The 22,113-nt window shown below is 65.4% G+C and carries 25 protein-coding genes; 14 read left to right on the top strand and 11 right to left on the bottom strand.

Going from position 1 to position 22,113, the window contains the following annotated elements:
* Nucleotides 1–25: 25 nt before the first annotated feature.
* The 5 genes from VOI18_RS10765 to petA are packed head-to-tail and all read right to left on the bottom strand — an operon-like array spanning nt 26 to nt 4,102.
* On the bottom strand, nt 26–898 hold the full coding sequence (locus tag VOI18_RS10765; protein WP_323762413.1) for an S-methyl-5'-thioadenosine phosphorylase: 873 nt from the start codon (nt 896–898) through the stop codon (nt 26–28).
* A 1-nt stretch (nt 899) separates the two neighbouring features.
* Nucleotides 900–1,364 carry a hypothetical protein gene (locus VOI18_RS10760; RefSeq protein WP_323762412.1) on the bottom strand — a complete coding sequence of 155 codons (465 nt, stop codon included), beginning with the start codon at nt 1,362–1,364 and terminating at the stop codon, nt 900–902.
* A 7-nt stretch (nt 1,365–1,371) separates the two neighbouring features.
* Nucleotides 1,372–2,181, bottom strand: a complete 810-nt coding sequence (locus tag VOI18_RS10755; protein WP_323762411.1) for a cytochrome c1 — start codon at nt 2,179–2,181, stop codon at nt 1,372–1,374.
* 14 nt (nt 2,182–2,195) lie between these two features.
* Nucleotides 2,196–3,482, bottom strand: a complete 1,287-nt coding sequence (locus VOI18_RS10750; protein ID WP_323762410.1) for a cytochrome b — start codon at nt 3,480–3,482, stop codon at nt 2,196–2,198.
* Nucleotides 3,479–4,102 (bottom strand): ubiquinol-cytochrome c reductase iron-sulfur subunit, encoded by a 624-nt coding sequence (petA, locus tag VOI18_RS10745; protein ID WP_323762409.1) that lies wholly within the window; start codon nt 4,100–4,102, stop codon nt 3,479–3,481. The genes VOI18_RS10750 and petA overlap by 4 nt, the downstream gene beginning before the upstream one ends.
* Before the next feature lie 188 nt (nt 4,103–4,290).
* On the opposite strand from petA, the gene VOI18_RS10740 reads away from it, so the two are divergent.
* From VOI18_RS10740 to VOI18_RS10725, 4 genes are all read left to right on the top strand, one after another.
* Nucleotides 4,291–4,737, top strand: a complete 447-nt coding sequence (locus tag VOI18_RS10740) for a tRNA (cytidine(34)-2'-O)-methyltransferase (RefSeq protein WP_323762408.1) — start codon at nt 4,291–4,293, stop codon at nt 4,735–4,737.
* A gap of 209 nt (nt 4,738–4,946) precedes the next feature.
* Complete coding sequence (gene hemF, locus VOI18_RS10735) at nt 4,947–5,840, top strand: oxygen-dependent coproporphyrinogen oxidase (protein WP_323762407.1); 894 nt, start codon at nt 4,947–4,949, stop codon at nt 5,838–5,840.
* Between the two features lie 71 nt (nt 5,841–5,911).
* Entirely contained in the window at nt 5,912–6,721 is an 810-nt protein-coding gene (locus VOI18_RS10730) for an AraC family transcriptional regulator (protein ID WP_323762406.1), read from the top strand.
* 33 nt (nt 6,722–6,754) lie between these two features.
* On the top strand, nt 6,755–7,465 hold the full coding sequence (locus VOI18_RS10725; protein WP_323762405.1) for a CPBP family intramembrane glutamic endopeptidase: 711 nt from the start codon (nt 6,755–6,757) through the stop codon (nt 7,463–7,465).
* Nucleotides 7,466–7,533: 68 nt separating this feature from the next.
* Here VOI18_RS10725 and VOI18_RS10720 read toward each other — a convergent pair whose 3' ends face one another.
* The 4 genes from VOI18_RS10720 to VOI18_RS10705 are packed head-to-tail and all read right to left on the bottom strand — an operon-like array spanning nt 7,534 to nt 10,290.
* Entirely contained in the window at nt 7,534–8,775 is a 1,242-nt protein-coding gene (locus VOI18_RS10720) for a CCA tRNA nucleotidyltransferase (RefSeq protein WP_323762404.1), read from the bottom strand.
* The gene (locus VOI18_RS10715; protein ID WP_323762403.1) at nt 8,772–9,092 is read right to left on the bottom strand and encodes a DUF6111 family protein; all 321 of its coding nucleotides are present in this window, start codon (nt 9,090–9,092) and stop codon (nt 8,772–8,774) included. The genes VOI18_RS10720 and VOI18_RS10715 overlap by 4 nt, the downstream gene beginning before the upstream one ends.
* Before the next feature lie 3 nt (nt 9,093–9,095).
* Nucleotides 9,096–9,728, bottom strand: a complete 633-nt coding sequence (locus VOI18_RS10710; RefSeq protein ID WP_323762402.1) for a CoA pyrophosphatase — start codon at nt 9,726–9,728, stop codon at nt 9,096–9,098.
* Nucleotides 9,721–10,290, bottom strand: a complete 570-nt coding sequence (locus VOI18_RS10705; RefSeq protein WP_323762401.1) for a DUF1285 domain-containing protein — start codon at nt 10,288–10,290, stop codon at nt 9,721–9,723. Before VOI18_RS10705 ends, VOI18_RS10710 begins: the two co-directional genes overlap by 8 nt.
* An 82-nt stretch (nt 10,291–10,372) precedes the next feature.
* On the opposite strand from VOI18_RS10705, the gene VOI18_RS10700 reads away from it, so the two are divergent.
* The 7 genes from VOI18_RS10700 (at nt 10,373) to VOI18_RS10670 (ending at nt 18,740) form a co-directional block, all read left to right on the top strand.
* Nucleotides 10,373–11,371, top strand: coding sequence for a MoxR family ATPase (locus VOI18_RS10700; protein WP_323762400.1), 999 nt, complete (start codon nt 10,373–10,375; stop codon nt 11,369–11,371).
* 2 nt (nt 11,372–11,373) lie between these two features.
* Entirely contained in the window at nt 11,374–12,273 is a 900-nt protein-coding gene (locus VOI18_RS10695) for a DUF58 domain-containing protein (protein ID WP_323762399.1), read from the top strand.
* Nucleotides 12,274–12,277: 4 nt separating this feature from the next.
* Complete coding sequence (locus tag VOI18_RS10690; protein ID WP_323762398.1) at nt 12,278–15,022, top strand: DUF4159 domain-containing protein; 2,745 nt, start codon at nt 12,278–12,280, stop codon at nt 15,020–15,022.
* A complete protein-coding gene (locus VOI18_RS10685) occupies nt 15,019–17,109 on the top strand; it encodes a glutamine amidotransferase (protein WP_323762397.1) in 2,091 nt (696 codons plus the stop codon). Before VOI18_RS10690 ends, VOI18_RS10685 begins: the two co-directional genes overlap by 4 nt.
* Before the next feature lie 80 nt (nt 17,110–17,189).
* A complete protein-coding gene (locus tag VOI18_RS10680) occupies nt 17,190–17,393 on the top strand; it encodes a hypothetical protein (protein WP_323762396.1) in 204 nt (67 codons plus the stop codon).
* 131 nt (nt 17,394–17,524) lie between these two features.
* Nucleotides 17,525–18,028, top strand: coding sequence for a hypothetical protein (locus VOI18_RS10675; RefSeq protein ID WP_323762395.1), 504 nt, complete (start codon nt 17,525–17,527; stop codon nt 18,026–18,028).
* Nucleotides 18,029–18,185: 157 nt separating this feature from the next.
* Nucleotides 18,186–18,740, top strand: coding sequence for a hypothetical protein (locus VOI18_RS10670; RefSeq protein WP_323762394.1), 555 nt, complete (start codon nt 18,186–18,188; stop codon nt 18,738–18,740).
* 20 nt (nt 18,741–18,760) lie between these two features.
* Here VOI18_RS10670 and queE read toward each other — a convergent pair whose 3' ends face one another.
* Both queE and queC read right to left on the bottom strand, forming a co-directional pair.
* Nucleotides 18,761–19,390: a 7-carboxy-7-deazaguanine synthase gene (gene queE, locus VOI18_RS10665; RefSeq protein ID WP_323762393.1), complete on the bottom strand. Its 630-nt coding sequence runs from the start codon at nt 19,388–19,390 to the stop codon at nt 18,761–18,763.
* The gene (gene queC, locus VOI18_RS10660; RefSeq protein ID WP_323762392.1) at nt 19,387–20,118 is read right to left on the bottom strand and encodes a 7-cyano-7-deazaguanine synthase QueC; all 732 of its coding nucleotides are present in this window, start codon (nt 20,116–20,118) and stop codon (nt 19,387–19,389) included. Before queC ends, queE begins: the two co-directional genes overlap by 4 nt.
* Nucleotides 20,119–20,153: 35 nt before the next feature.
* Here queC and cutA point away from each other — a divergent pair, with 35 nt between their 5' ends.
* The 3 genes from cutA to VOI18_RS10645 all read left to right on the top strand — a co-directional run bounded on the left by cutA (nt 20,154) and on the right by VOI18_RS10645 (nt 22,055).
* Nucleotides 20,154–20,483 (top strand): divalent-cation tolerance protein CutA, encoded by a 330-nt coding sequence (cutA, locus tag VOI18_RS10655; protein ID WP_323762391.1) that lies wholly within the window; start codon nt 20,154–20,156, stop codon nt 20,481–20,483.
* A gap of 164 nt (nt 20,484–20,647) precedes the next feature.
* Nucleotides 20,648–21,025, top strand: a complete 378-nt coding sequence (locus VOI18_RS10650; protein ID WP_323762390.1) for a hypothetical protein — start codon at nt 20,648–20,650, stop codon at nt 21,023–21,025.
* Nucleotides 21,003–22,055, top strand: coding sequence for an AraC family transcriptional regulator (locus VOI18_RS10645; protein ID WP_323762389.1), 1,053 nt, complete (start codon nt 21,003–21,005; stop codon nt 22,053–22,055). The genes VOI18_RS10650 and VOI18_RS10645 overlap by 23 nt, the downstream gene beginning before the upstream one ends.
* Nucleotides 22,056–22,113 lie beyond the last annotated feature (58 nt).

The following is a 22,113-nucleotide window of genomic DNA, read 5'->3' as shown; positions in this document are numbered from 1 at the left end:
GGTGATGCGTGGGGGCGGCCGGGGCTCAGAGCACCCGCGCGGCGATGCTGCGAAGTCTCTCGACCATCGCCGGATCCCGCGCGCCGGGCGGGGTGATGATGGCCGTGTCGAGACAGGTCTCGATACCATCGGGCGACGCCGTGCGCGGCAGCCCGGCGAGGCGTCCGGTCAACCGGTCGAGCAGGCGTCTGGCGCCCTTGGTGTTGGACTGCATGACCGCCAGGACGCTGGCCACATCCACACTCTCGCCCTCATCGCGCCAGCAGTCATAGTCGGTGACCATGGCGACCGAGGCGTAGGGCAGCTCGGCCTCGCGGGCGAGCCGGGCCTCGGGCATGTTGGTCATGCCGATCACATCCATGCCCCATTGCCGGTAGAGCTCGCTTTCGGCGCGGGTGGAAAACTGCGGGCCTTCCATCGCCAGATAGGTCCCGCCGCGCCTCACCGGCAGGCCCTCGGCCTCGCCGGCGTCAGCGGCCAGGGCGGCGAGGCGCGAACAGACCGGCTGGGCGAGCGGGACATGGGCGACGCATCCGGTCCCGAAAAAGGAGCGCTCGCGCCCCACCGTGCGATCCACATACTGGTCAACCATCACGAAATGTCCCGGCGGCAGGTCTTCACGCAGCGAGCCACAGGCCGAGACGGAGAGGATATCCGTGCAGCCGGCCATTTTCAGCGCGGCAATATTGGCCCGGAAGGGGATGTCCGACGGCGGGATGGCATGCCCGGCGCCATGGCGCGGCAGGAAGACCAGCTCGACCCCGTTGAGAGAGCCGCGCGTCAGCGGCGCCGACGGGGTGCCCCAGGGTGTTTCGATGGTTTCGCTGCGGACATCGCTGAGACCGTCCAGCGCATACAGGCCGGAGCCACCGATTATGCCGAGTGTCCAGCTGGTCATGTCAGCCGATCAAACTGTCATCACAACGGACCAAGGGCGCTGTCGACCCGCCCGTCCCGACCCAGTCATTGCGGATCCAGATAAAGCTGTTCTCGCCGGTCATCACCAACCACCAAGCGACCACGTTCCCAGCATCATCGAGGCGGTCCTCGTCATCATACCGGATCAGGATACCGGCCAGCTCCGCGGTCGCGGGCAGGTGCGCAAGTACGGGAGCCGTGAACACCGCCTCGCTGCCGACATTTTGTGCGTTATACCGCTCGCCCCGATCGGAGAACCAGATACGCAACGGCGCGTTCTCGCATGTCCCATAGTCTGCACCTTCGCGGACCTCAGTGTCCCACCCCCATAATCCCGGCAAGATCGTGACCGGATCAAGAACCTGATCCTGTGCGGCAGCGGCCGGAACGAAAAAGGCCGCAGCTGCGAGCGCAACGGCGGCCTTGATCAGTCGTTGAGCGAACATGCGAAGCCTAGTGCTTCACATTGGCCCAGACCTGACGGTAGGCCAGGTAGACCAGGATGGCGAAGATCAGCAGGAAGAGAAGAACCATGACGCCCATCTGCTTGCGCGTTTCCATGTGCGGATCACCGGCCCAGCTGAGGAAGGTGGTCACATCCTCGGCCATCTGTTCGACCGTCGCTTCGGTGCCGTCGGCATACTCGATGATGCCCTCGGCCAGCGGCGGTGCCATGGCGATGGCGCCACCGGCGAAGTACGGGTTGTAGTACATGCCCGGCGCCAGGTGGCTGTCTTCCGGCGCGTCATAATAGCCGGTCAGCAAGGAATAGATGTAGTTCTCGCCACCGGTGCGGGCCTTGACGATCAGCGACAGGTCCGGCGGATAGGCACCGCCATTGGAGGCTCGTGCCATCTGTACGTTCGGGAACGGTGCCGGGAACGGATCAGACGGCAGGCCGGCACGTTCGACCGGATCACCATCATCATTGATCTCGTCCCGGTCCCAGACGCGGGTATAGCTGGCCGCGATCTGCATCACGATCGGATTGTCGTTCGGGTTCGGAAAGGCTTCCTCTTCGAACGGACCGCCACGCTGGGCCAGATTGCGGAAACGCATCAGGTCCATCGAGTGACAGGAGGCGCAGACCTCCTGGTAGACCTGATAGCCGCGCTGAACAGCCTGGCGGTCATAGGTGCCGAACGGGCCGTCCTGATGCCAGTGGTGTTCCTTTGGCGGATACTGCTCACCTTCGGCGGCCAGCGTCGTGCCGGCGAAGCCCAGGGCCGCAATGGCGGCGGCGAAAATGCGGGTCATCTTCATGATCGTCGCTCCCCTCAGGCCTTGTCCGAGCCAAGAACCGCGGCTTCGATCGAGGCCGGTCGCTCCTTGGGTTTTTCGATAATGCCCATCAACGGCAGGATGACGATGAAATAGGCGAAGTAATAGAAGGTCAGGAACTGACCCAGATAGAGGAATTTGAAGCCCTCAATGCCCAGCACGTAGTCATCCGGGTTCACGGCGCCGCACCAGCCGAGGCCGAGCGCTGCCACCACGAAGAACAAGAAGAACCAACGCGTCAGCGGGCGGTAGCGCATCGAGCGCACCTTGGACGTATCCAGCCAGGGCAGGACGAACAGGATGCCGATGGCCCCGAACATGGCCAGCACACCGCCCAGCTTGGCGTCGATCGGACCGATGTCGAAGGTGATGGCCCGCAGGATCGCGTAGAAGGGCAGGTAATACCATTCCGGAACGATATGCGCCGGCGTCACCAGCGGGTTGGCCTCGATATAGTTGTCGGCATGGCCCAGCACGGTCGGCAGGAAGAAGACGAAGGTGGCGAAGACCATCAGATAGACGATGATCGCGAAGCCATCCTTGACCGTGTAATACGGATGGAAGGGCAGCGTGTCCTTCTTGTTGTCCTTGCCCTTGCGGGTCTCGAGGCCAACCGGATTGCCATTGCCCGGCACATGCAGCGCCCAGATGTGCAAGCCGACAACGGCCGCAATCACGAAGGGCAGCAGATAGTGCAGCGAGAAGAAGCGGTTCAGCGTTGACTGACCAACGGAGAAACCGCCCCACAGCCATTCACGCAGGGCATCGCCGACGAAGGGCAAGGCACCGATCAGGTTGGTGATCACCATGGCGCCCCAATAGGACATCTGACCCCAGGGCAGAACATAGCCCATGAAGCCGGTGGCCATCATCAGCAGGTAGATCACGACACCGAGGATCCACAGGATCTCGCGCGGCGCCTTGTAGGAGCCGTAATACAGGCCCCGGAACATGTGCAGGTAGACGGCCACGAAGAAGAAGCTGGCCCCGTTGGCGTGCATCGACTGGATCAGCCAGCCGAAGGGCACGTCACGGGTGATCCGCTGGACGCTGTCGAAGGCATAGTCCTCGTGCGCCACATAGTGCATGGCCAGCACGATGCCGGAGACGATCTGGATCATCAGGAAGACAGCGAGAATGCCGCCGAAGGTCCACCAGTAGTTCAGGTTTCGCGGCGTCGGGAAGTCGACGAAGCTGTCATAGCCGAGGCGGATGATCGGGAGACGCTCGTCGAGCCATTTCTCGATACCGGTCGACGGATTGTAGGTCGAAGGTCCGCTCATGATACAGCCCACCCGGAGTTAGACGCTTCGTCAGGCGAAAGACCGATCTTCACGGTCGTCTCGGTCTCGAAGTAGTAGTCCGGAACCGGGAGATTCTCCGGTGCCGGCCCGCGGCGGATCCGCGCCGAGGTGTCATAGTGCGAACCGTGGCAGGGGCAGTACCAGCCGTCATAATCGCCGGTATTGGCCGCCAGACCCAGCGGCACACAGCCAAGGTGGGTACAATTGCCCTTCACGATCAGGAATTCCGGACGCAGGACGCGGTTGGCGTCGGTGCCCGGCACGCCGGCGGGAAGATTGTCATTGCGGGCCTCCTCGTCCGGCAGAGCATCAAGCTCGACCGCACGGGCCTCGGCAATCTCTTCTTCGGTGCGGTGACGGATGAAGACCGGACCACCGCGCCACATGACGGTGATTTCCGATCCCACCGGGACCACAGACACATCAACGCGGATGGACCCCAGCGCCAGCGTATCCGCTGCGGGGTTCATCTGGTCGATGAATGGCCAGGCCACGAGACCGCCGCCAACAGCGGCCACACCGCCAGCAGCGATATAGATGAAGTCGCGGCGGGACGGTTCTTGTCCGTCTGCACCGGGCGCGCCGTTCTCTTCCGTCACGAGCCGACCTCTTCTCTTATCTAATGGGGACCGCGGGATGCGGGCCCTGCCCCAGAAAAACCACGTCTCACTTGACGTGCCCGCACATGCGGGGTTTGACGCGGTATAAACTACTCCCGGACGCACTGACCAGTAGGTGGCGCAATGCCGCATGCAGACAGTTGGGTCCAGTCTCAGCGCGGCTTAGAATGCGGATCGTATTTTTTCAACCGGATATTCCGCAAAACCTGGGGGCAGCGATGCGGGTCGCGGCCTGTTTCGGGGCGGAACTCGACATCATCGAACCCTGTGCCTTTCCCCTGACAGACAAGGGGATCCGGCGTGCGGCGATGGACTACCAAGCGGCCATTTCACCGCTCCGCCACGCCTCGTGGAACGCCTACCAGGCAAGTGCACAAGCCGCGACCGGGCGCCTCGTCCTGTTCACCACCAAGGGTGCAGGAAAACTGTGGGATTTTTCATTCAGACCCGATGACCGCCTGCTTTTCGGCCGCGAAAGTGCCGGTGTACCCGACGATGTGCATGACGCGGCGACATGTCGCGTCAAGATTCCGATTCGCGACGGCATGCGCTCGCTCAACGTGACGGTCTCGGCGGGAATCGCTTTGGCCGAGGCATCGCGGCAGTTGGGGTGAACGGTCTCAATTTGTCATCCCCGCAGTATGTCCGGCGAAAGCCGGACGGATGGCGGGGACCTTTGTGTTCGAACATCTGGGTCCCGGACCTGCGCCCGGCCTGCGCCGGGCGTCCATCCGGGATGACAACGGTGAGGCGTCATCCGATGCGGCACCGCGCGCAGGCCTCCCGTCTTGCCCTCCCCACTCACTCCGCTAAACATTCCGCCATGACCCACACTCCCGCCTCTGCCGCCACCGACATCCAGCGCGAATCTGCGGAATGCTGGTTTGAAGACCTGCGCGACAAGATCTGCGCCGAATTCGAAGCCTTGGAACGGGAGGCACCCGAGGCGCTCTATCCGGGCGAGGCCGGCACATTCGAACGTGAAACCTGGACACGCGGTGACGGGTCGAAGGATGAGGGCGGCGGGACGATGGCGATCATGCGCGGCCGCCTGTTCGAGAAGGTCGGCGTGCATGTTTCGGCGGTGAAGGGCGAGTTTTCCGAAGCCTTCCGCCAGCAAATCCCCGGCGCCGCCGAGGATCCGCGCTTCTTCGCGACCGGTGTCTCGCTGATCGCCCATATGTGGTCACCCCATGTGCCTGCCGTGCACATGAATACCCGCTTCATCACCACGACCCAGTGGTGGTTTGGCGGCGGCATGGACCTGACGCCGGTGCTCGACCGCGCCCGCAACCAGCGTCACCCGGACGCCATCGACTTTCACGCCGCCTGCAAACAGGCCTGCGACGAACACGGCGATGATTTCCACGCCCGCTTCAAGAAATGGTGTGACGCGTATTTCTACCTGCCCCACCGCGACGAACCGCGCGGCATTGGCGGAATTTTCTACGACCGTCACAATACCGGTGACTGGGATGCCGATTTTTCCTTCACCCGCGATGTCGGCCTCGCCTTCCTCGACATCTATCCGAAAATCGTCCGTCGCCGCATGGGCGAGACATGGACGCCTGAGGACCGCGAGGAACAGCTGATCCGCCGCGGCCGCTATGCCGAGTTCAACCTGCTGCATGACCGCGGTACCAAATTCGGCCTGGAGACCGGCGGCAATGTGAAGTCCATCCTCTCGAGCATGCCGCCTGAGGCGAAGTGGCCGTAGACCGCAGCGCGTCCTGCATCCGTTAGCGGGCTGACAGGCATCCAGTGGGCAAAGCAGCCACCGGACCACCTATGCCCCTTGACGCCGCCCTGCCCGTCCAGCGCTTTCGCGCCGATATCGTTGCGACGGCTTTCTCGCCGCACCGGCACGATACCTACACCTTCGCGCTGACCACGCGCGGGGTTCAGGACTTTGACTATCGCGGGGCCACGCGGCGCTCGCAGCCCGGCGCCGTGGTCGTCCTGCATCCTGATGAACTGCATGACGGCCGTCCGGGCGCTGAAGGCGGGTTCGGCTATGCCGGTCTGAACATCTTGCCGGAAATCCTGGCCCGTCACCGGCCCGGCGGCGGACTGCCCTTCCTGCCCGGCGGGGTCAGTCGCGATCCGGCCCTGATCAACGCTGTCCGTGCCATGCTGGACCTGCCTCCGCAGGCTGACGCCCTCGACCAGGAGAGCGCCCTGATCGATCTGGCATTGGCACTGGACTGCCTCAGTGATGCTCCCGTCGCCACAAGCCCGGTCACCCGCGCGATGGTCGAGGCCGCCTGTGACCATATCCGCGCCCACAGCGCCCGCGGGGTGTCACTGGACGAGCTGGAAGGTCTGACCGGGCTGGATCGCTGGCAGTTAAGCCGCGACTTCCGGACCCTGCGCGGCACCAGCCCGGCGCGATACCTGACCCAGCGCCGTCTCGATCAGGTTCGCCAGGCCATCGCCGGGGGCGACCGGCTGGCTGACGCGGCGCAGGATGCCGGCTTCGTCGACCAGGCCCATATGAGCCGCCATTTCAAGGCTGCCTATGGCATCACGCCGGGCCAGTTCGCCCGCACGATCATACAAGACCCCGCCCCATCGCATCGGCATCCTGTCCTTCACTGACCGCTTGTGCGGTTCACGCTTGAGGATAGCAGCATGACCACGACACCGCCCCGGGGCACGACCAGCCTGATCATCGAACTCGCCATCGTGATGGCCGTTCTGATCGGCACCAAACTCATCTTCGACCAGATCGCCTGGCGGTTTGCCGGGCCGATCTCTCTGGCCTTCACCCTGGTGACCATCGCCGGCTTCACGATCCGCCACAAGGAAAGCTGGGCCAGCTTCGGCCTGCGCCGCCTGAAGCGCTGGTGGTCCGTTCCGCTGGTCCTGCCCCAGGCCCTGCTCGGCGTTGTCGCCATTCTCGGCATCGGTGCGGGGACCGCCCTCGCCGGCGATGCGCTGGGTTTCTGGTCAACCGAAGGCACCCAGGAGGGCGTCGAAGCCCGATGGGGCAATATCGAGGGCAATCTGCCGGTCTATCTGATGTGGATGGCGATCGGCTGGACCAGTGCGGCCTTCGGCGAGGAGATCTTCTTTCGCGGCTATCTGATCAACCGCATCGGCAAGCTGCTGCCCGATGCCCGCTGGGCGAGCTTTGTCGCCATCCTCATCCCGGCCCTGATCTTCGGCATCGCCCATGCCTATTACCAGGGCATTCGCGGCCTGATCGTCACCGGGCTGATCGGGCTGGCGCTGGGCACGCTCTATCTCGTCAACAAGCGCAATCTCTGGCCCAACATCATCGCCCATGGCGCCGTCGACAGCCTCGCCTTCACCGCGATGTACCTCAATCTGGATATCTGAAGACAGGACCCAAGAAAAAACCCCGGCTGTGAGGCCGGGGTTTTCAATCTCGTCGGTGGGCTGACGACCTAGTGCTTTTTCAGCCGGGCGATCAGCTCGTCCTTGGTCGGCTCGAACCGGTCGGCGATCCAGGCCGCCTTCAGTTCATCGAGCGCGTCGCCGAGCATCGGGCCGGGCTCATAGCCGAGCAGGATGAGGTCGCCGCCCTTGACCGGGAATTCTGGCTCTTTCCATTCGCGGGCGAATTTGGCCAGCAGGGTCCAGTCGCGCGGCGGCGGGGCCACCTCGCCGGCGGCCTCAAGCCGGACCTGATCTTCAAAGGCGCGTGCGCCCAGCGCCATGATGGCGCGTTCCGCGGCGGCCGAATCCGACCAGGCCTTGTGGACATCCTCGCGGGCGACGGGATTGACCGCGCCCTCGAGCCGGCCGGCTTCTGCCTTCGACATTTTCATCTTCGCTGCCATGGTCCTGATCCTTTCCGGTCCGCCATCGGCGAGCGCCGCAAATCGCAACATCGAATCGGGCGCTAATCCGTATTCTACATCTTGCGCAATGATACCGCGCAGGACTCTTAATGATCCGTTCACTCCGAGGATCAAATCCAGCAGACCGGCGTCGCGCATGCGTGTCACGGCGGCCAGCGGATCGCCTGCTGCCAGCAGCTTTTTCAGCTCCGCCCAGACCCGCTCGGCGGATAATTTATGCAAGCCGTCCCTGTGTTCGAGAATGGCAGCCATCGCCGTCTCGTCCGGTGACCCGGTTCCATACCAGGCCTCGAATCGGAACAGGCGCAGGATGCGCAAATAGTCCTCGCGGATGCGCATCCCGGCGTCTCCGACAAAGACGAAGCGGCGGTTTTGCACGTCTTCCAGACCACCGGTCGGGTCAAAAATCGAGCCGTCGGCATCAGCGTAGAGCGCGTTGAGGCGGAAATCGCGGCGTTGGGCATCTTCCGCCCAGTCCTGCGTGAAGGTGACCACGGCGCGGCGCCCATCGGTCGCGACATCACGGCGCAGGCTGGTGACCTCGAAGGGCTCGCCATCACAGACCACGGTTATGGTGCCATGCGCCTTGCCGGTTGGCACCGGCTTCAGCCCGGCCGCTTTCGCGGCGGCGATGACCTGGTCGGGATCAAGCTGGGTGGCGATATCGACATCGGCGACCGGCTCACCCAGCAGTGCATTGCGGACACAGCCACCGACAAAGCGCGACTGCCCCTGCCCTGCGGCGGCCAGCGCGGCCATGACCCGGCGAGTGGCCGTAGCGGTCATCCAGCCATGTCGGGCCGGATCCAGTCGCGGCGTCGTCATTGCGGGTCGTCGGGGTCGCTATCTGCCGGGGGGGCGTTATCGCCGTCGTCGTCGGCCGGGACGAAATGACCGGGGATGATGCGACCATCGACATTTTGCGGCGGCACATAACGCTCGCCCGCATGGCCGGCCCGATTGGCATCCAGCACGATCAGGACCAGCATCATCACGATCGCACTGGCCGCCCCCGCGGCGGCAAGGCGCAAGGTCGGCATGCGTCCGGCATCGGGCGCACGGCTGGACAGGCGCCGCCAGAGCAGGAACAGCGCGAACGGCAGCAGGAAGGAGCCAATTTCGAAAAGCGTGATGCGGATCATGTTTCAACCATATAGTCGATCGTGCAGGGATTTCAGCATGCCTGCCGTTGCCCCCCAGATATAGCGCTCCTGCCACGGCATCGCATAATAATGCCGCACATGGCCCTGCCATTCGCGCGAATGACGCTGGTGATTGGCCGGATCCATCAGGAAATCGAACGGTGTTTCGAAGACGTCGGCGACCTCGCCGGGGTCAGGCCGAAGGGTGTAACCGGGCCGGATGACACCGACGAAAGGCGTGACGTGATAGCCGGTCACCGTGGCATAGCTGTCGAACCGGCCGACCAGCTCGACATGCGCACGGGCGATGCCGACTTCTTCCTCCAGCTCGCGCACGGCCGCTTCGGCCGCCGTTTCGCCACCCGGATCGATACGGCCGCCGGGAAAGCTGATCTGGCCGGCATGGCGGGGCAGGTGCGAGGCCCGCTCGGTCAGCAGAAGGCGGGGCGGACCGTCGTGCAGGATCAACGGCGCGATCACCGCGGCGGTGCGGATGTCCACATCGGCGAATTCGGGCGATGGCGGCGGCGCCTTGCCGTCGAGGAAGCCGTCGCCCTGGCGCGGCTGCAGGTCCGGACTATCGACCGGATCGAGGCATTCACGCAGGCGGGCGACCAGCGCCGCGGCCTCATCCATCCGGCTGTCCCAGCGAGAAGAACTGACCGCCACTCCACACGCCGGTCACGCCCTCACGCTCGACCGCCAGTTCCGCGAGTTCGTAGAAGACGGGCCGGGTCATCAGCGCCTGCAACCGCCCGCGCACATGCACCAGCGGTGTCGGCTCGCCGCTGTCAGGGTCGACCGTCACCGAGATCGGATGATCGGCACCCGCCTCGGTCAACTCGTCCATATTGGTGTGAAATATCAGCGACTGGTCCCGGCCCTCGCCAACGGCATCGACTCGCACCGCCAGGAAGGGCGCGACCTCGACCTCGATGCCGATCTTCTCGACCGGCGTCACGAGATAATGAACGCCGTCGTCATCTTTCCGCAAGATTGTGGCAAACAGCCGTATAAGACGGTCGCGCGTGATGCGTACCCCTTCATGCCACCACGACCCGTCGCGCTTGATGACGAGGTCCATCTCGCCGCAATATTCGGGATGCCAGCGCTCGACCGGCGGCAGGCCGCTGCAGGCTTCGCGGGCGGCCTTCAGCAGCGACTGCATCGGATCACGGGATTGGGACGTTCCGGGCATGGACACCTCATCTGCGCAACGCCATGCTGCGTCGCGCCAAATGGCTTTATAGATCATCTGTATCGCGGAGGAATGTAGGACGATGACCGAGATGAATGAACCCGCAGCAGAGCTGATCGCTGAAGCTGACGCCGCGACCGATCGCCTCAAGGCGGTCAAGGAGTCGATCGGCCGTGTAATCTACGGGCTGGAAAACGAGGTCGAGCTCTGCCTGACCGCCATGCTGTCGGGCGGACACACCTTGCTGGTCGGCGCGCCCGGCCTCGCCAAGACGCGACTGGTCGAAACCATCGCCGTGGCGACGGGGATAGACACCAAGCGCATCCAGTTCACGCCCGACCTGATGCCGGCCGACATTCTCGGCTCGGAGATCCTGGAAGAAAGCGATGACGGCAAGCGTCATTTCCGCTTCATGCCCGGCCCGATCTTCTGTCGCCTGCTGATGGCCGACGAGATCAACCGCGCCAGCCCGCGAACCCAGGCCGCCCTGCTGCAAGCCATGCAGGAAGGCCATGTCACCATTGCCGGTGAGCGTCACGACCTGCCCAAACCTTTCCACGTGCTGGCGACCCAGAACCCGATCGAGCAGGAAGGCACCTATCCGCTGCCCGAAGCCCAGCTCGATCGATTCCTGTTGCGCGTCGACGTGCCCTACCCGAGCCGCGATGCCGAACGTGCGGTCCTGCTGGCCACCACGGGTGCCAACACGGCCGAGGCCGTCAGCGTGCTCGACGCCGCCGAAATCCTGAAACTGCAAGCCCTCGTTCGCCGCCTGCCGGTGGGCGAGCGGGTGCTGGAAGCCATCCTCGACCTGTTGCGACTGGCCCGACCGGAAGAGTCCGATGTCGAGGCCGTCCGCGAAGGCGTGTCCTGGGGTCCAGGCCCGCGTGCCGGTCAGGCGTTGATGCTGGCCTGCCGCGCCCGCGCCCTGCTGCAAGGCCGCCTCGCCCCCTCCACCGAGGACGTCGCCGCACTGGCCGAACCGGTCCTCAAACACCGCATGGCGCTGTCTTTTGCCGCGCGTGCCGACGGCCACACGCTGGAAGGCCTGATCAAGTCGCTCGCGGACCGGGCCGCCTGATCATGAACCAGAACGGCGGCAATCGTCAGGACGAGGCGCGCGTCGTCTCGTTGCGCCATGAAGGCGAGGATGCGGCAGCCAGCCTGCCATCACTCCTCGCCGAGGCCGATCGCATTGCCGCGACGGTCGCCCAGGGCGTGCATGGTCGACGTCGTTCCGGCATAGGCGAGACCTTCTGGCAATACCGTCACCACCGTCCGGAAGACGGCCGCCAGGCGATCGACTGGCGCCAGTCGGCGCGCTCGGATCAGCTCTTTGTGCGTCAGAATGAGTGGGAGGCCGCCAATACGATCTGGCTGTGGCGCGATGGCTCGGCCTCGATGCGCTATACCTCAAGCCGCAATCACGGTGCCAAGATCGACCGAGCCGCGGTGTGCCAGATCGCCATCGCGGCGCTGCTCACCCAGGGCGGCGAACGGGTCAGCGTGCTGGGCGAGTCGGCGATTGCCCGGACCGGCGCACTGGGCCTGGAACGGACCTCGCGACGCCTGGCGCTCGGCCCCGGTTACGCGTCATCGGTCGAAGCGCCAAACATCTCCCGCTTCGGCCGCGTTGTCCTGGCCAGCGACTTTCTCGACCCGATCGAAACCTGGACAGCCCGGCTGTCACGTTTCGCCGCGATGGAAGCGCATGGCGTCTTGCTGCGGGTTGTCGATCCGGCCGAGGAAGACTTTCCCTATGCCGGCCGGACCCGGTTTGAACACCCCGGCGGCGGCGACAGCTTGCTGTTCGGCCGCGCCGAGGAAGCCCGCGCCGCCTACCGCCAGCGCTGGGCCGAACATGGTGCCCGCCTTGCCGATCTCGCCCGCCAGTATGGCTGGACACTGGTGACCCATCGCACCGACCGACCGGCGACCAGTGCCGTTCTCGCCCTTTACCGCGCCCTCGCGAGGGATGTCTGACCTGATGTTTGCATTCGGCCCCCTTTCCTTTGCCGCTCCGCTGGCGCTGGCCGGCCTCATCGCCCTGCCGGTGCTGTGGCTGTTGTTGCGCGCGACACCGCCGGCACCCAAGCGGGCGATCTTTCCGCCCTTGCGTCTGCTCCTTGGCGCCCCGGATGATGCCGAGACGCCGCAACATGCACCCTGGTGGCTGATCCTGTTCCGGCTGCTGATCGCCGCCCTGGTGATCATCGCCTTGGCCCGTCCGGTCTGGACGCCGCCGAATGTCGAGGAAGAAACCCGCCCGGCCCTGATCGTGATGGATACCGGTTGGGCCAGCGCCGCGGCCTGGCCTGACATGCGTCAGGAAGCCGGACGCCTGATCGACGCTGCCGACCGCGACGGGCGCGCTGTCGCCCTGGTCACCACCGCGCCGACCGGTCAAGCCGCCGCGGCCCTGCGTTTCGGCAATGCCGACGATGCCCGCCGCCAGCTCGAAACAGCCGCTCCCCAACCCTGGCCGGCCGACCGCAGCGCCATCGCCAACCGGATCGCCGACGCCCGCTCGTCCGGCACGCTGGACGGGCCGATGGCCGTCACCTGGCTGAGCGATGGTGTCGACAGCCGCGATGCCGGCGAACTGTCCCGGGTCCTGTCCTCGATGGGCGACCTCACCGTGGTCGAGCCGGATGCCGGGCGCGCCCCGCTGGGTCTCGCCGCGCCGCAACCCGCCGCCGACGGGCTGACCGTTTCGGTGATGCGGGCTGGCCGCGATTTCCCGCGCACGGTCGCCGTCACCGCCCTGGGCAATGACGGCCGGGCGATTGCCCGCAGCGATGTCAGCTTTGCCGCCGGTGAAGGTCTGGCGACAACCGATATTTCCCTGCCCCTCGATCTGCGCAACCGCATTGTCAGCCTGCGTCTCGACGGCACGGCTTCAGCTGCCTCGGTCCGCCTGCTGGGCGACCAGTGGCAGCGTCCTCGCGTCGGCCTGATCACACTGGAGAGCGATGAAGGCCAGCCTCTGCTCTCCGATCTCCACTATGTGCGCAGCGCCCTTGGTCCGCATGCCCAACTCATCAATGGCGATCTGGACGCCCTGCTGGCCGAAGACGTATCGGTGCTGGTGATGACCGACAGCGCCCGCACGGATGATGAGCGTATTGCCGAGTTCATCAATCAGGGCGGCGTCCTGATCCGCTTTGCCGGACCACGCCTCGCGGCGCAGGGCGACGAGCTTTTGCCGGTCATCCTGCGCGAAGGTGGACGCCTGTTTGGTGGCTCGCTGAACTGGGACGAGCCGCAGCGCATTGCTGCTTTCCCCGACACGTCGCCGTTCGCCGGCCTGCCATCCGACAGCACGGCCACGATCGACCGCCAGGTCCTGGCCCAGCCAGGCAGCGCCACGCCGGACCGCGTCTGGGCGCGCCTTGAAGACGGCACGCCACTTGTGACAGCCGAACGCCGCGCCCGCGGCTGGATCGTGCTGTTTCATGTCACCGCCAGTCCCGACTGGTCGGATCTGCCGCTGTCAGGTCTGTTCCCGCGCATGCTGCAACGCCTGATGGGCCTGTCCCAGGGCGGCAATGCCACCGTTCCCGGCAATGGCGCCTGGGTGCTCGACCGGGCTCTCGATGCCGAGGGGCAATTGGTGGCGGCACCGATCAGCGCCCGGCCGGTGCCTGCGGCAAACTTCGACACCACGCCGGTTTCACCGGTCGCGCCGCCGGGCCTTTATCGTCTCGGCTCTGCGACCAGCGCCCTCAATGTGATCGGACCGGACACACGAATGGATCCTCTGCCCCGCGATTTGCCCGGCGCCAGTTTTGCCGGTCTGGACGGGCCTCGCGCCCGCCATTTCGACGCTGCCCTGCTGGCGGCGGCCCTGATCATGCTGACGCTCGACGTGTTGATTGCGCTGGGTCTTGCGGGCCGCTTGCCAATCCGGCTGGGCGGCGCTGCGGCAGCCGCCGCCCTGGCTTTCGGCCTTGCCCCGCTGGGCGTCCCTGTCGCCGAAGCCCAGGATGTCCCGCCCGAGCCGCAACGCACCGAGCTGAGCGACGAGATGATGCAGGCCGCGCTGACCTTGCGTTTTGGCTATGTCATCACCGGGGACACAACGATCGACAATCGCAGCCGGGCCGGTCTCACCGGTCTGTCACAGGAAATATTCCGTCGCAGTGCGATGGAGCCGGAGCCGCCACTGGCTGTCAATGTGAATACCGACGAACTGATCTTCTTCCCGATGCTGTACTGGCCGGTGACCCGTGATGCCGGACCATTGAGTGACGAGGCGTCGAGCCGGGTTGCCGCCTATCTGGCCGCTGGCGGGCTGATCATCTTCGACACCCAGGACGCCGACATCGCCATGCTGAGGGCCGGTGCCCCCCATCCGGGCCTGGTCAACGTGCTCGACAGCATCGATGTGCCGGCCTTGTCACAGATCCCGGGCGACCATGTGCTGACACGGGCCTTCTATCTGCTGCAGGAGTTTCCGGGCCGCTATGCCGACGCGCCGGTCTGGGTGGAAGCGAACCCTGACGGCGCTTCGCGCGATGGTACGTCCGGCGTGATCATCGGCTCGCATGACTGGGCCACGGCCTGGGCGCGTGGCGAGAGCGGTGGCGCCGCGGCACCGATCGAAGGCGGCGACCGTCAGCGTGAGCTGGCGATCCGCTTTGGCGTCAACATCGCCATGTATGCGCTGACCGGCAACTACAAGGCCGACCAGGTCCATGTCCCCGATATCCTGGAAAGGCTGGGCCAATGAGTGCGTCCGCGAGCCTGCCGCTGAGTGCGACCGTATCGGCGCTGGATTTCGCGCCCCTGTTGCCATGGTCGGTCATCGCCGGCCTGGCCGGTGTCGCCCTGCTGGCGATTGCCGCAGGCGGTGCCCAGAAGCTGTCCGGCTGGATCTGGCGCACGCTGGCGGTCGGCCTGATTACCCTGGTGCTGGCCAACCCCTCGCTGGTCGAGGAAGAGCGCGATCCGCTGCCGGACGTCGCCGTGCTGGTCACCGACACCTCGGCCTCGATGACGGTCGGTGGTCGCCGCGAGGCGGCTGAGGAAATGGCCGAGACCCTGCGTCGGCAGGCTGAGTCGGATCCGCTGCTCGACCTGATCGAGGTCGAGGCTGGTGAAACCGCTGACGGCACCATGTTGTTCGACGGGGTCAATGCCGCGCTCGCCAGCGCGCCCCCGGACCGGCTCGCCGGCGTCGTGCTGGTCACCGATGGCCAGGTGCATGACGCGCCGCTGGACGCTGATGCGGTCAATATCGACGCCCCGATCCATCACGTCATGACCGGTGACCGTTCGGCCGGAGACCGCCGCCTGGTGATCGAGGAAGCGCCGCGCTACGGCATTGTCGGGCAGACGGTCGCCTTCGTGATCCGCGTCGAGGATGACTCGATGCAAGGCACCGCCTCGGTCGCTTTCCGCTTCGAGGGCGGTGACCCACAAGTCTACCCGATCGCGATCGGCCGCTCGACCCGGGTCGAGGTCCCGGTCGAGCGCCGGGGACAGAATGTCATCGAAGCCGAGGTTGAGGCCGGACCCCAGGAATTGTCGCTGATCAACAACCGCGCGGCGGTCTCGGTCAGCGGTGTCCGTGACCGCCTGCGGGTTCTGCTGGTGACGGGCGAACCGCACAATGGTGCCCGCGCCTGGCGTGACTTGTTGAAGTCCGACCCGTCGGTTGATCTGGTCCATTTCACCATTCTCCGGCCACCGGACCGTCGCGACTCGACCCCGGTCGACGAGCTGGCGCTGATCGGCTTCCCGGTGCAGGAGCTTTTTGTTGAACGCCTGAGCGAATTCGATCTGGTGATTTTCGACCGCTATCGCCGTCGCAACATCATGCCGCAGCTCTATTTCGACTATATCGCCCGCTATGTCGAAAATGGTGGCGCCTTGCTGGTCACCGCCGGTCCGCCCTTCGCCGGAGCGCCGAGCCTTTACCGCACGCCGCTGGCCGCTGTCCTGCCGGTCCGCCCGACAGGCTATATCACCGAGGCACCTTTCTCGCCGGAGCCAACCGAGACCGGTCTTCGCCACCCGGTCACTGCCGGGCTGGCCGGAGGCGGCAGCTCGCCGCAATGGGGTCGCTGGCTGCGCCACATCCACGGCACCGCGCTGGGCGGAGAGACGCTTTTGCAAACGCCCGACGGCAACCCCCTGCTGGTCGTGCAGAGATCGGGACAGGGCCGCACCGCCATTGTCATGTCGGACCAGACCTGGCTGTGGTCACGGGGCTTCGAGGGCGGGGGGCCCTACGCCGAAATGTTTCGTCGAGTCGCCCACTGGCTGATGCGGGAGCCGGAACTGGACGAGGAACGGCTGACTGCCTTCGCAACCGATGGCGAGTTGCAGGTCGAGCGCGTGACCCTGGCCGAATCCCCGCCACCTTTGCAGCTGACCTGGCCGGATGGCCGGCAGGACGTGGTCACCATGACCGAGGCGGACGGTGAGCCGGGTCATTTCGCCGCCCGCCTTCCCGCCAGCGGATCCGGCCTGGTGCGCTTGCGCTCGGGAGACCTGACGACGGTGGCCGCACTCGGACCGATCAATCCGATGGAGTACGCCGACCTGCGCCCGGTCGCTGACCGGCTGGATCCGTTTGTCGACGCGACGGGCGGTGGGCTGTTTGCCATCGGCGACGGGCCGGACGCGGCCCTGCCCTCATTGCGCCGCACGCGCACCAGCGCCGACCAGGCCGGTCGCAGTTGGCTCGGCCTGCAACGCAATGAACGCTACGTGGTTCGCGCCTCGACCCGCATACCGTTGCTGCCCGGCCTGCTGCTCGTCATCCTGATCCTGAGCATGCTGGGACTGGGCTGGTGGCGCGAGGGGCGTTGACTGCCGGGCCTTGGCCGCGCGTTCACCATGCGGAAAGACCTGATGCGTCATGACAGGGGACTATTGAACCGGAGACCGACATGCGCCGCATCCTGACCCTCATCGCCCTGCTCGCCCTTGCACCGGCGCTGTCCGGCTGTCTTGTCATCGGCGCCACCGCCTTGGCAGCCGATGTTGCCATCGGCACCGCCGGCGCGGCAGTCCGCACAGCCGGTGCCGTCGGTGGCGCGGCGATCGATGTCGTCACGCCCGGCGACGACGATGATGACGACAGCGAAGACTAGTCCTGTCTGGCCGGATCATGGCGGCATCGCCTGATCGCGCATTCGTGCATATTCACCGCCTTCAACCCAACCTCTGATCCTGCTAGACTCTGTCGCAGGGACTGCAAGCAGTTGGATCAAGGAGGCGCGATATGTTGCGCACTATGACGGCCATCCTGGCACTGGGTGCCCTTTCGACCCCATCACTGGCCGACCAGCCGGTGGCGATTGGCGAGATTGCCTACGGACCGGAACTTGTTGAACACGCCGAGGACTTTGGTGAGCGCGAGCTGGATCGCCTGGCCCGGTATCTGCGCACCGCCCTGGAGCGCGAGCTGGCTGATGATCTTGGCGGGAACGGCCATATCCTCCACGTCACGATTCTCGATGCCCAACCAAACCGCCCGACAATGGCGCAGATGGGTGGGACCCGTCCGCTGCACCCCTCCTCGATCTCGATCGGCGGCGCCGACCTCGAGGCCCGGCTGGTCTCGGCAGACGGTCAGGTACTCGAGACCTACAGTTATGGCTGGCGCAGCATGAACATCCGGGATGTTGTCGGCTTCGCCCAGTGGACCGATGCCCGGCGCACCTTCTCCCGCTTCGCCGACCAGATCTCCGACAGCCTGGACGAGCGGACCGTTTCCGGTTCGTGATCACGCGTTTTTCAAGGTTGCAAGCGGACGCATCTTCGCAGGTGCGTCCGCTTTTTTGTGCCGCAACATAGAATGCCGGGCCGGCCCCCTGCTCCGCATCACGAATATGTGATAGGCTTGTCCTCGCAAGGGGGACATGAACCCAGGAGAGACCGACATGCGTACTCTCGTTTGTGTACTTGCGTTGAGTTGCCTGACAGCCGGATCCCTGGCCCAGCCGGACCCCGCCTTTCAGGCCGAGTTCAGAAGTGAAGCCACAGGCTCGATCGAGATTGGCCGGATCGGGTTTTCCGAGCTGGTCCGGACCAAGGCCGACAGTCTGGGCGAGGCCGAGCTGGCCCGCCTGTCCGGCTATCTGCGGAGTGATCTGGAACGTTCATTGATCAGCGCCAACTGGCATGGCGTGGCCGTGCGCGAAACCGTGCTCGACATCACCATACTGGACGTGGTCCCGAACCGACCGACCATGCAGCAGATCCAGGAATTGGACACTGCCCACTACTCGGCCCACGCCAATGGCGGTGCCGCGCTCAGCGCCCGGCTGGTCAATGCCGACGGCAGCGTGATTGCCGAATTCCGTTATGACTGGTTCAATCCGGACCCCGGGAGCGGTGCAGCCGCCGGCGTGTGGACCGACACGCGTCTCGCCTTCCAGGGCTTCGCGGAGTCGATCGCCGACAGCCTGGGGGTCGCGCCCGGACCTCACAGCTGAGGCCGTCGCGACCTTTTTGGTCAGGGAGCACCGATCCACTTGTGGGTCTGCAGCGATAGCGACCACTTCGGGTGCGCCAGGCAGTAGGCAAAGGCCGCCTGGGCATTCTCCATCATGTGTGGCCCGTCCATGGGCTGCAGGGAGAAGCGTTGGAAGTCCCATTTTTCGAACGCAGACGGATCCAGTTCCGGCTGTGGATAGACGAGTTTGAGCTCATGACCGGAGGTCTGGATGACGGGTGCCTTGCCTTTCGGACTGACCGTGATCCAGTCAATCCCGTCCGGCGCGCGCACGGTACCATTGGTCTCCACGGCGATTTCGAACCCGCGCTCGTGCAGGGCATCAATCAGCGGGCTGTCCAGTTGCAACAGCGGTTCGCCCCCCGTGCAGACGACAAGCGGTCGCCCACCGCCAGGCCAAAGCTCGGCAACCGCGTCCACCAGGCTTGTCGGGGTCTTGAAGCGCCCCCCGCCCGGACCATCCATGCCGACGAAGTCCGTGTCGCAGAAGTTACAGACCGCCTTGTGACGGTCCTGTTCGCGTCCGGACCACAGATTACAGCCCGCAAAACGCAGGAAGACCGCCGGTCGCCCGGCCTGGGCGCCTTCGCCCTGGACGGTCAGGAAGCGCTCCTTGACGGAATAGGTCATGCCGACACCGTGGCCTTCCAGGCCGCATGCCCCCGCGCCCTCAGCTCGCAGGCAGGACAATTGCCGCAACCATAGCCCCAGTCGTGACGCTGCCCACGCTCGCCGCGGTAACAGGTATGGCTCTCCTCCTCGATCAGAGCCGTCAGGTCCGGCCCTCCGAGCGTATCGGCCAGTGCCCAGGTCGCGGCCTTGTCGAGATGCATGAGCGGCGTGGCGATTTCGACCGGACTGTCCAGCCCCAGGCCAAGCGTCGTCTGCATGGCATCGAGCGTGGCGCGGCGGCAGTCAGGATATCCGGAGAAGTCGGTTTCACACATGCCGCCGACCAGCACCGTGTGGCCTCGCCGGTAGGCCAGCGCCGACGCGACCGTCAGGAACACCAGATTGCGACCGGGAACAAAGGTGGACGGCAGGCCATTGGCCTGCATCTCGATGGCCCGGTCGGCGGTCAGGGCGCTTTCCGCGATCGCCCCGTATCCCGCCAGGTCGACAACAAAATCCTCACCCAGCCGATTGCCCCAATCGGGGAAAGCCTCAGCCAGCCCGTCGCGAACCCGCCCCCTCGCCGCCATCTCGACATGGTGGCGCTGGCCATAGTCGAACCCGACGGTCTCGACACGGTCATGGTGCTGCAGTGCCCAGGCGAGGCAGGTGGCGGAATCCTGTCCGCCGGAGAACAGGACGAGGGCCGATCGGTCAGGGCTGGCGGGGGTGGCGATGTCGGTCATGCGGCGCTTATATACCGGCAGGGAGATTTTTGGCCATGGACAGCACGCGCCTTGTTTACACAACCTGGCCGGACAGCGAGAGCGCCCGCGCTGCGGCCGGGACCGTCCTGGAGGAAGGCCTGTGCGCCTGCGTCAATCTTCTGCCGGGCATGACCAGCCTCTATCGCTGGCAGGGCAGGATGGAGAGCGCTGCAGAATGTGTGGCCCTGTTCAAGACCACCAGCGACCGGTCTGCCGCGCTGGGCGCCCGCCTGGCAGCACTTCACCCTTACGAGGTGCCTGCCATTCTTGCCCTGCCCGTCGACACCGCGGCCAGCGATGCCGGCTTTCTCGACTGGATAGACGAACAGACGCGTCCGACCTGACCCCTTTCACAACCCGGCTCACCCCGGCCCGGCCCGGTCCAGCGGCACATCGCCGGAACCGGAAAGCCCTGCTCGACTTTCAAAACCTTGCCGCGATTTCGAATTCGCGCAGACGCGGCACCGCATGATCGCCATACCGGCCTCACCAACCAAGGAGGTCGACCATGATCACTCTCATCGCAATCCTGCTGATTACACCGCCACTGACCGACAGCGCACCCGCCTCGCTCTCGGTCAGTCGATCGGAGATCGCATCCCGTTTGTCCAGTGCCGAACAGGCCAGCATCGAGCTGACCCGCTTGCGGCAATTAAGCTGGCAAGCCTGCCGGCCCCACAACCGCCATGGCGCGATGGCCGAGGCAGGAACACGGCGGTGTGCGCACGCCTTGCTCGACGAGATCGTCAAACAACTGGACCTGCCTTGCCTGGACGCGGCCCATCAGGACCTGCCGCTTTCCCGGCGCGGCGCCAGCTGCGATAATCCTGTCCGCACCGCCCGCATCGAAAGCCAAGCCACCCATGACCGCACCCGAGATCATTGAAATCCTGGCCCGGGGCGGAACCGTCGGTCTCAGCCTGATCCTCGGCCTGCTGTTCGTTCGGGAAGCCCGGGCCAGCCTCGCTGCCCGTCTGGGGATCGTGTTCGCCGTGGGCGTCGCCGCCTATGCGCTGGTGTCATCGAACACGATCTCTGACGCGCTCGGCATCCTCAACCCGGTCCTGAACCTGCTCGCCATTCCGACCGCGGTCTTCTTCTGGTGGTTTGCGACCGCATTGTTTGACGACGCCTTCCGATGGCACCACTGGCGGATGATCCCAATCGGCCTGGTGGCGCTGGCCGCGGGCCTCCATTTCATGACATCGCCCGGCTCGGCCCTGTCGGTCGGTGCAGCGCTCGCCTGGCAGGTCGTCAATATCGCGATGATGGCTCACGTTGTGGTCCAGGCGATACGCGACTGGCCCGGCGACCTGATTGCGCCTCGTCGCTGGTGCCGGATTGCTTTCGCCGGCCTGATCGCCTGTGCCGGTATGACCATTTCCGTGCTGGAGGCGCGCTATGCGGCAAACGGGCTGCCAGACTGGGTGTTCCATGGCCATGGCTATGTCCTGTTCGCGCTGGCGCTGTTGTTTGCCGGCTGGCTGGTCACGGCCCCGGCCCAGCTCTTCCAAACCTGCACCCCCTCACCAGCCGGATCCGCCACACCGGACGGTGTGTCGCCGGAAGACCGCCCGTTGGCGCGTCGACTTGAGCAAGCCATGAAAGACGGTCATTACCGCGAGCCCGGATTGACGGTCGGGTCGCTGGCCTCACACCTGAACACCCGCGAACACCGGCTGCGCCGCCTGATCAACCAGGGTCTCGGCTTTCGCAACTTTGCCGCCTTCCTCAATTCCCATCGACTGGCAGACGCCCGACGGCTTCTGGCCGATCCGGACCGGGCCCATGACCAGGTCCTGACGATTGCACTCGACCTGGGTTATGGGTCGATCGCCCCGTTCAACCGGGCGTTCCGGGCCGAAACCGGAACAACACCCACGCTGTACCGACGGACCGCCCTGTCGCGACTCTGATCAGATTCGAAAACGATCGTGCATACCTGAAATGGTCTGATCAGCTTCGCCATCGCGG

The organism is Maricaulis sp. (assembly GCF_034670125.1).
In the GTDB taxonomy this organism is placed as follows: Bacteria; Pseudomonadota; Alphaproteobacteria; order Caulobacterales; family Maricaulaceae; genus Maricaulis.
This window is presented reverse-complemented; position numbering and strand designations above follow the sequence as displayed.

Excerpts from the sequence above, each read along its gene's own strand:
- VOI18_RS10765 (WP_323762413.1), bottom strand. The coding sequence starts at position 898 with ATGACCAGCTGGACACTCGGCATAATCGGTGGCTCCGGCCTGTATGCG.
- VOI18_RS10760 (WP_323762412.1), bottom strand. The coding sequence starts at position 1,364 with ATGTTCGCTCAACGACTGATCAAGGCCGCCGTTGCGCTCGCAGCTGCG.
- VOI18_RS10755 (WP_323762411.1), bottom strand. The coding sequence starts at position 2,181 with ATGAAGATGACCCGCATTTTCGCCGCCGCCATTGCGGCCCTGGGCTTC.
- VOI18_RS10750 (WP_323762410.1), bottom strand. The coding sequence starts at position 3,482 with ATGAGCGGACCTTCGACCTACAATCCGTCGACCGGTATCGAGAAATGG.
- VOI18_RS10740 (WP_323762408.1), top strand. The coding sequence starts at position 4,291 with ATGCGGATCGTATTTTTTCAACCGGATATTCCGCAAAACCTGGGGGCA.
- hemF (WP_323762407.1), top strand. The coding sequence starts at position 4,947 with ATGACCCACACTCCCGCCTCTGCCGCCACCGACATCCAGCGCGAATCT.
- VOI18_RS10730 (WP_323762406.1), top strand. The coding sequence starts at position 5,912 with ATGCCCCTTGACGCCGCCCTGCCCGTCCAGCGCTTTCGCGCCGATATC.
- VOI18_RS10725 (WP_323762405.1), top strand. The coding sequence starts at position 6,755 with ATGACCACGACACCGCCCCGGGGCACGACCAGCCTGATCATCGAACTC.
- VOI18_RS10720 (WP_323762404.1), bottom strand. The coding sequence starts at position 8,775 with ATGACGACGCCGCGACTGGATCCGGCCCGACATGGCTGGATGACCGCT.
- VOI18_RS10715 (WP_323762403.1), bottom strand. The coding sequence starts at position 9,092 with ATGATCCGCATCACGCTTTTCGAAATTGGCTCCTTCCTGCTGCCGTTC.
- VOI18_RS10710 (WP_323762402.1), bottom strand. The coding sequence starts at position 9,728 with ATGGATGAGGCCGCGGCGCTGGTCGCCCGCCTGCGTGAATGCCTCGAT.
- VOI18_RS10705 (WP_323762401.1), bottom strand. The coding sequence starts at position 10,290 with ATGCCCGGAACGTCCCAATCCCGTGATCCGATGCAGTCGCTGCTGAAG.
- VOI18_RS10700 (WP_323762400.1), top strand. The coding sequence starts at position 10,373 with ATGACCGAGATGAATGAACCCGCAGCAGAGCTGATCGCTGAAGCTGAC.
- VOI18_RS10695 (WP_323762399.1), top strand. The coding sequence starts at position 11,374 with ATGAACCAGAACGGCGGCAATCGTCAGGACGAGGCGCGCGTCGTCTCG.
- VOI18_RS10690 (WP_323762398.1), top strand. The coding sequence starts at position 12,278 with ATGTTTGCATTCGGCCCCCTTTCCTTTGCCGCTCCGCTGGCGCTGGCC.
- VOI18_RS10685 (WP_323762397.1), top strand. The coding sequence starts at position 15,019 with ATGAGTGCGTCCGCGAGCCTGCCGCTGAGTGCGACCGTATCGGCGCTG.
- VOI18_RS10680 (WP_323762396.1), top strand. The coding sequence starts at position 17,190 with ATGCGCCGCATCCTGACCCTCATCGCCCTGCTCGCCCTTGCACCGGCG.
- VOI18_RS10675 (WP_323762395.1), top strand. The coding sequence starts at position 17,525 with ATGTTGCGCACTATGACGGCCATCCTGGCACTGGGTGCCCTTTCGACC.
- VOI18_RS10670 (WP_323762394.1), top strand. The coding sequence starts at position 18,186 with ATGCGTACTCTCGTTTGTGTACTTGCGTTGAGTTGCCTGACAGCCGGA.
- queE (WP_323762393.1), bottom strand. The coding sequence starts at position 19,390 with ATGACCTATTCCGTCAAGGAGCGCTTCCTGACCGTCCAGGGCGAAGGC.
- queC (WP_323762392.1), bottom strand. The coding sequence starts at position 20,118 with ATGACCGACATCGCCACCCCCGCCAGCCCTGACCGATCGGCCCTCGTC.
- cutA (WP_323762391.1), top strand. The coding sequence starts at position 20,154 with ATGGACAGCACGCGCCTTGTTTACACAACCTGGCCGGACAGCGAGAGC.
- VOI18_RS10650 (WP_323762390.1), top strand. The coding sequence starts at position 20,648 with ATGATCACTCTCATCGCAATCCTGCTGATTACACCGCCACTGACCGAC.
- VOI18_RS10645 (WP_323762389.1), top strand. The coding sequence starts at position 21,003 with ATGACCGCACCCGAGATCATTGAAATCCTGGCCCGGGGCGGAACCGTC.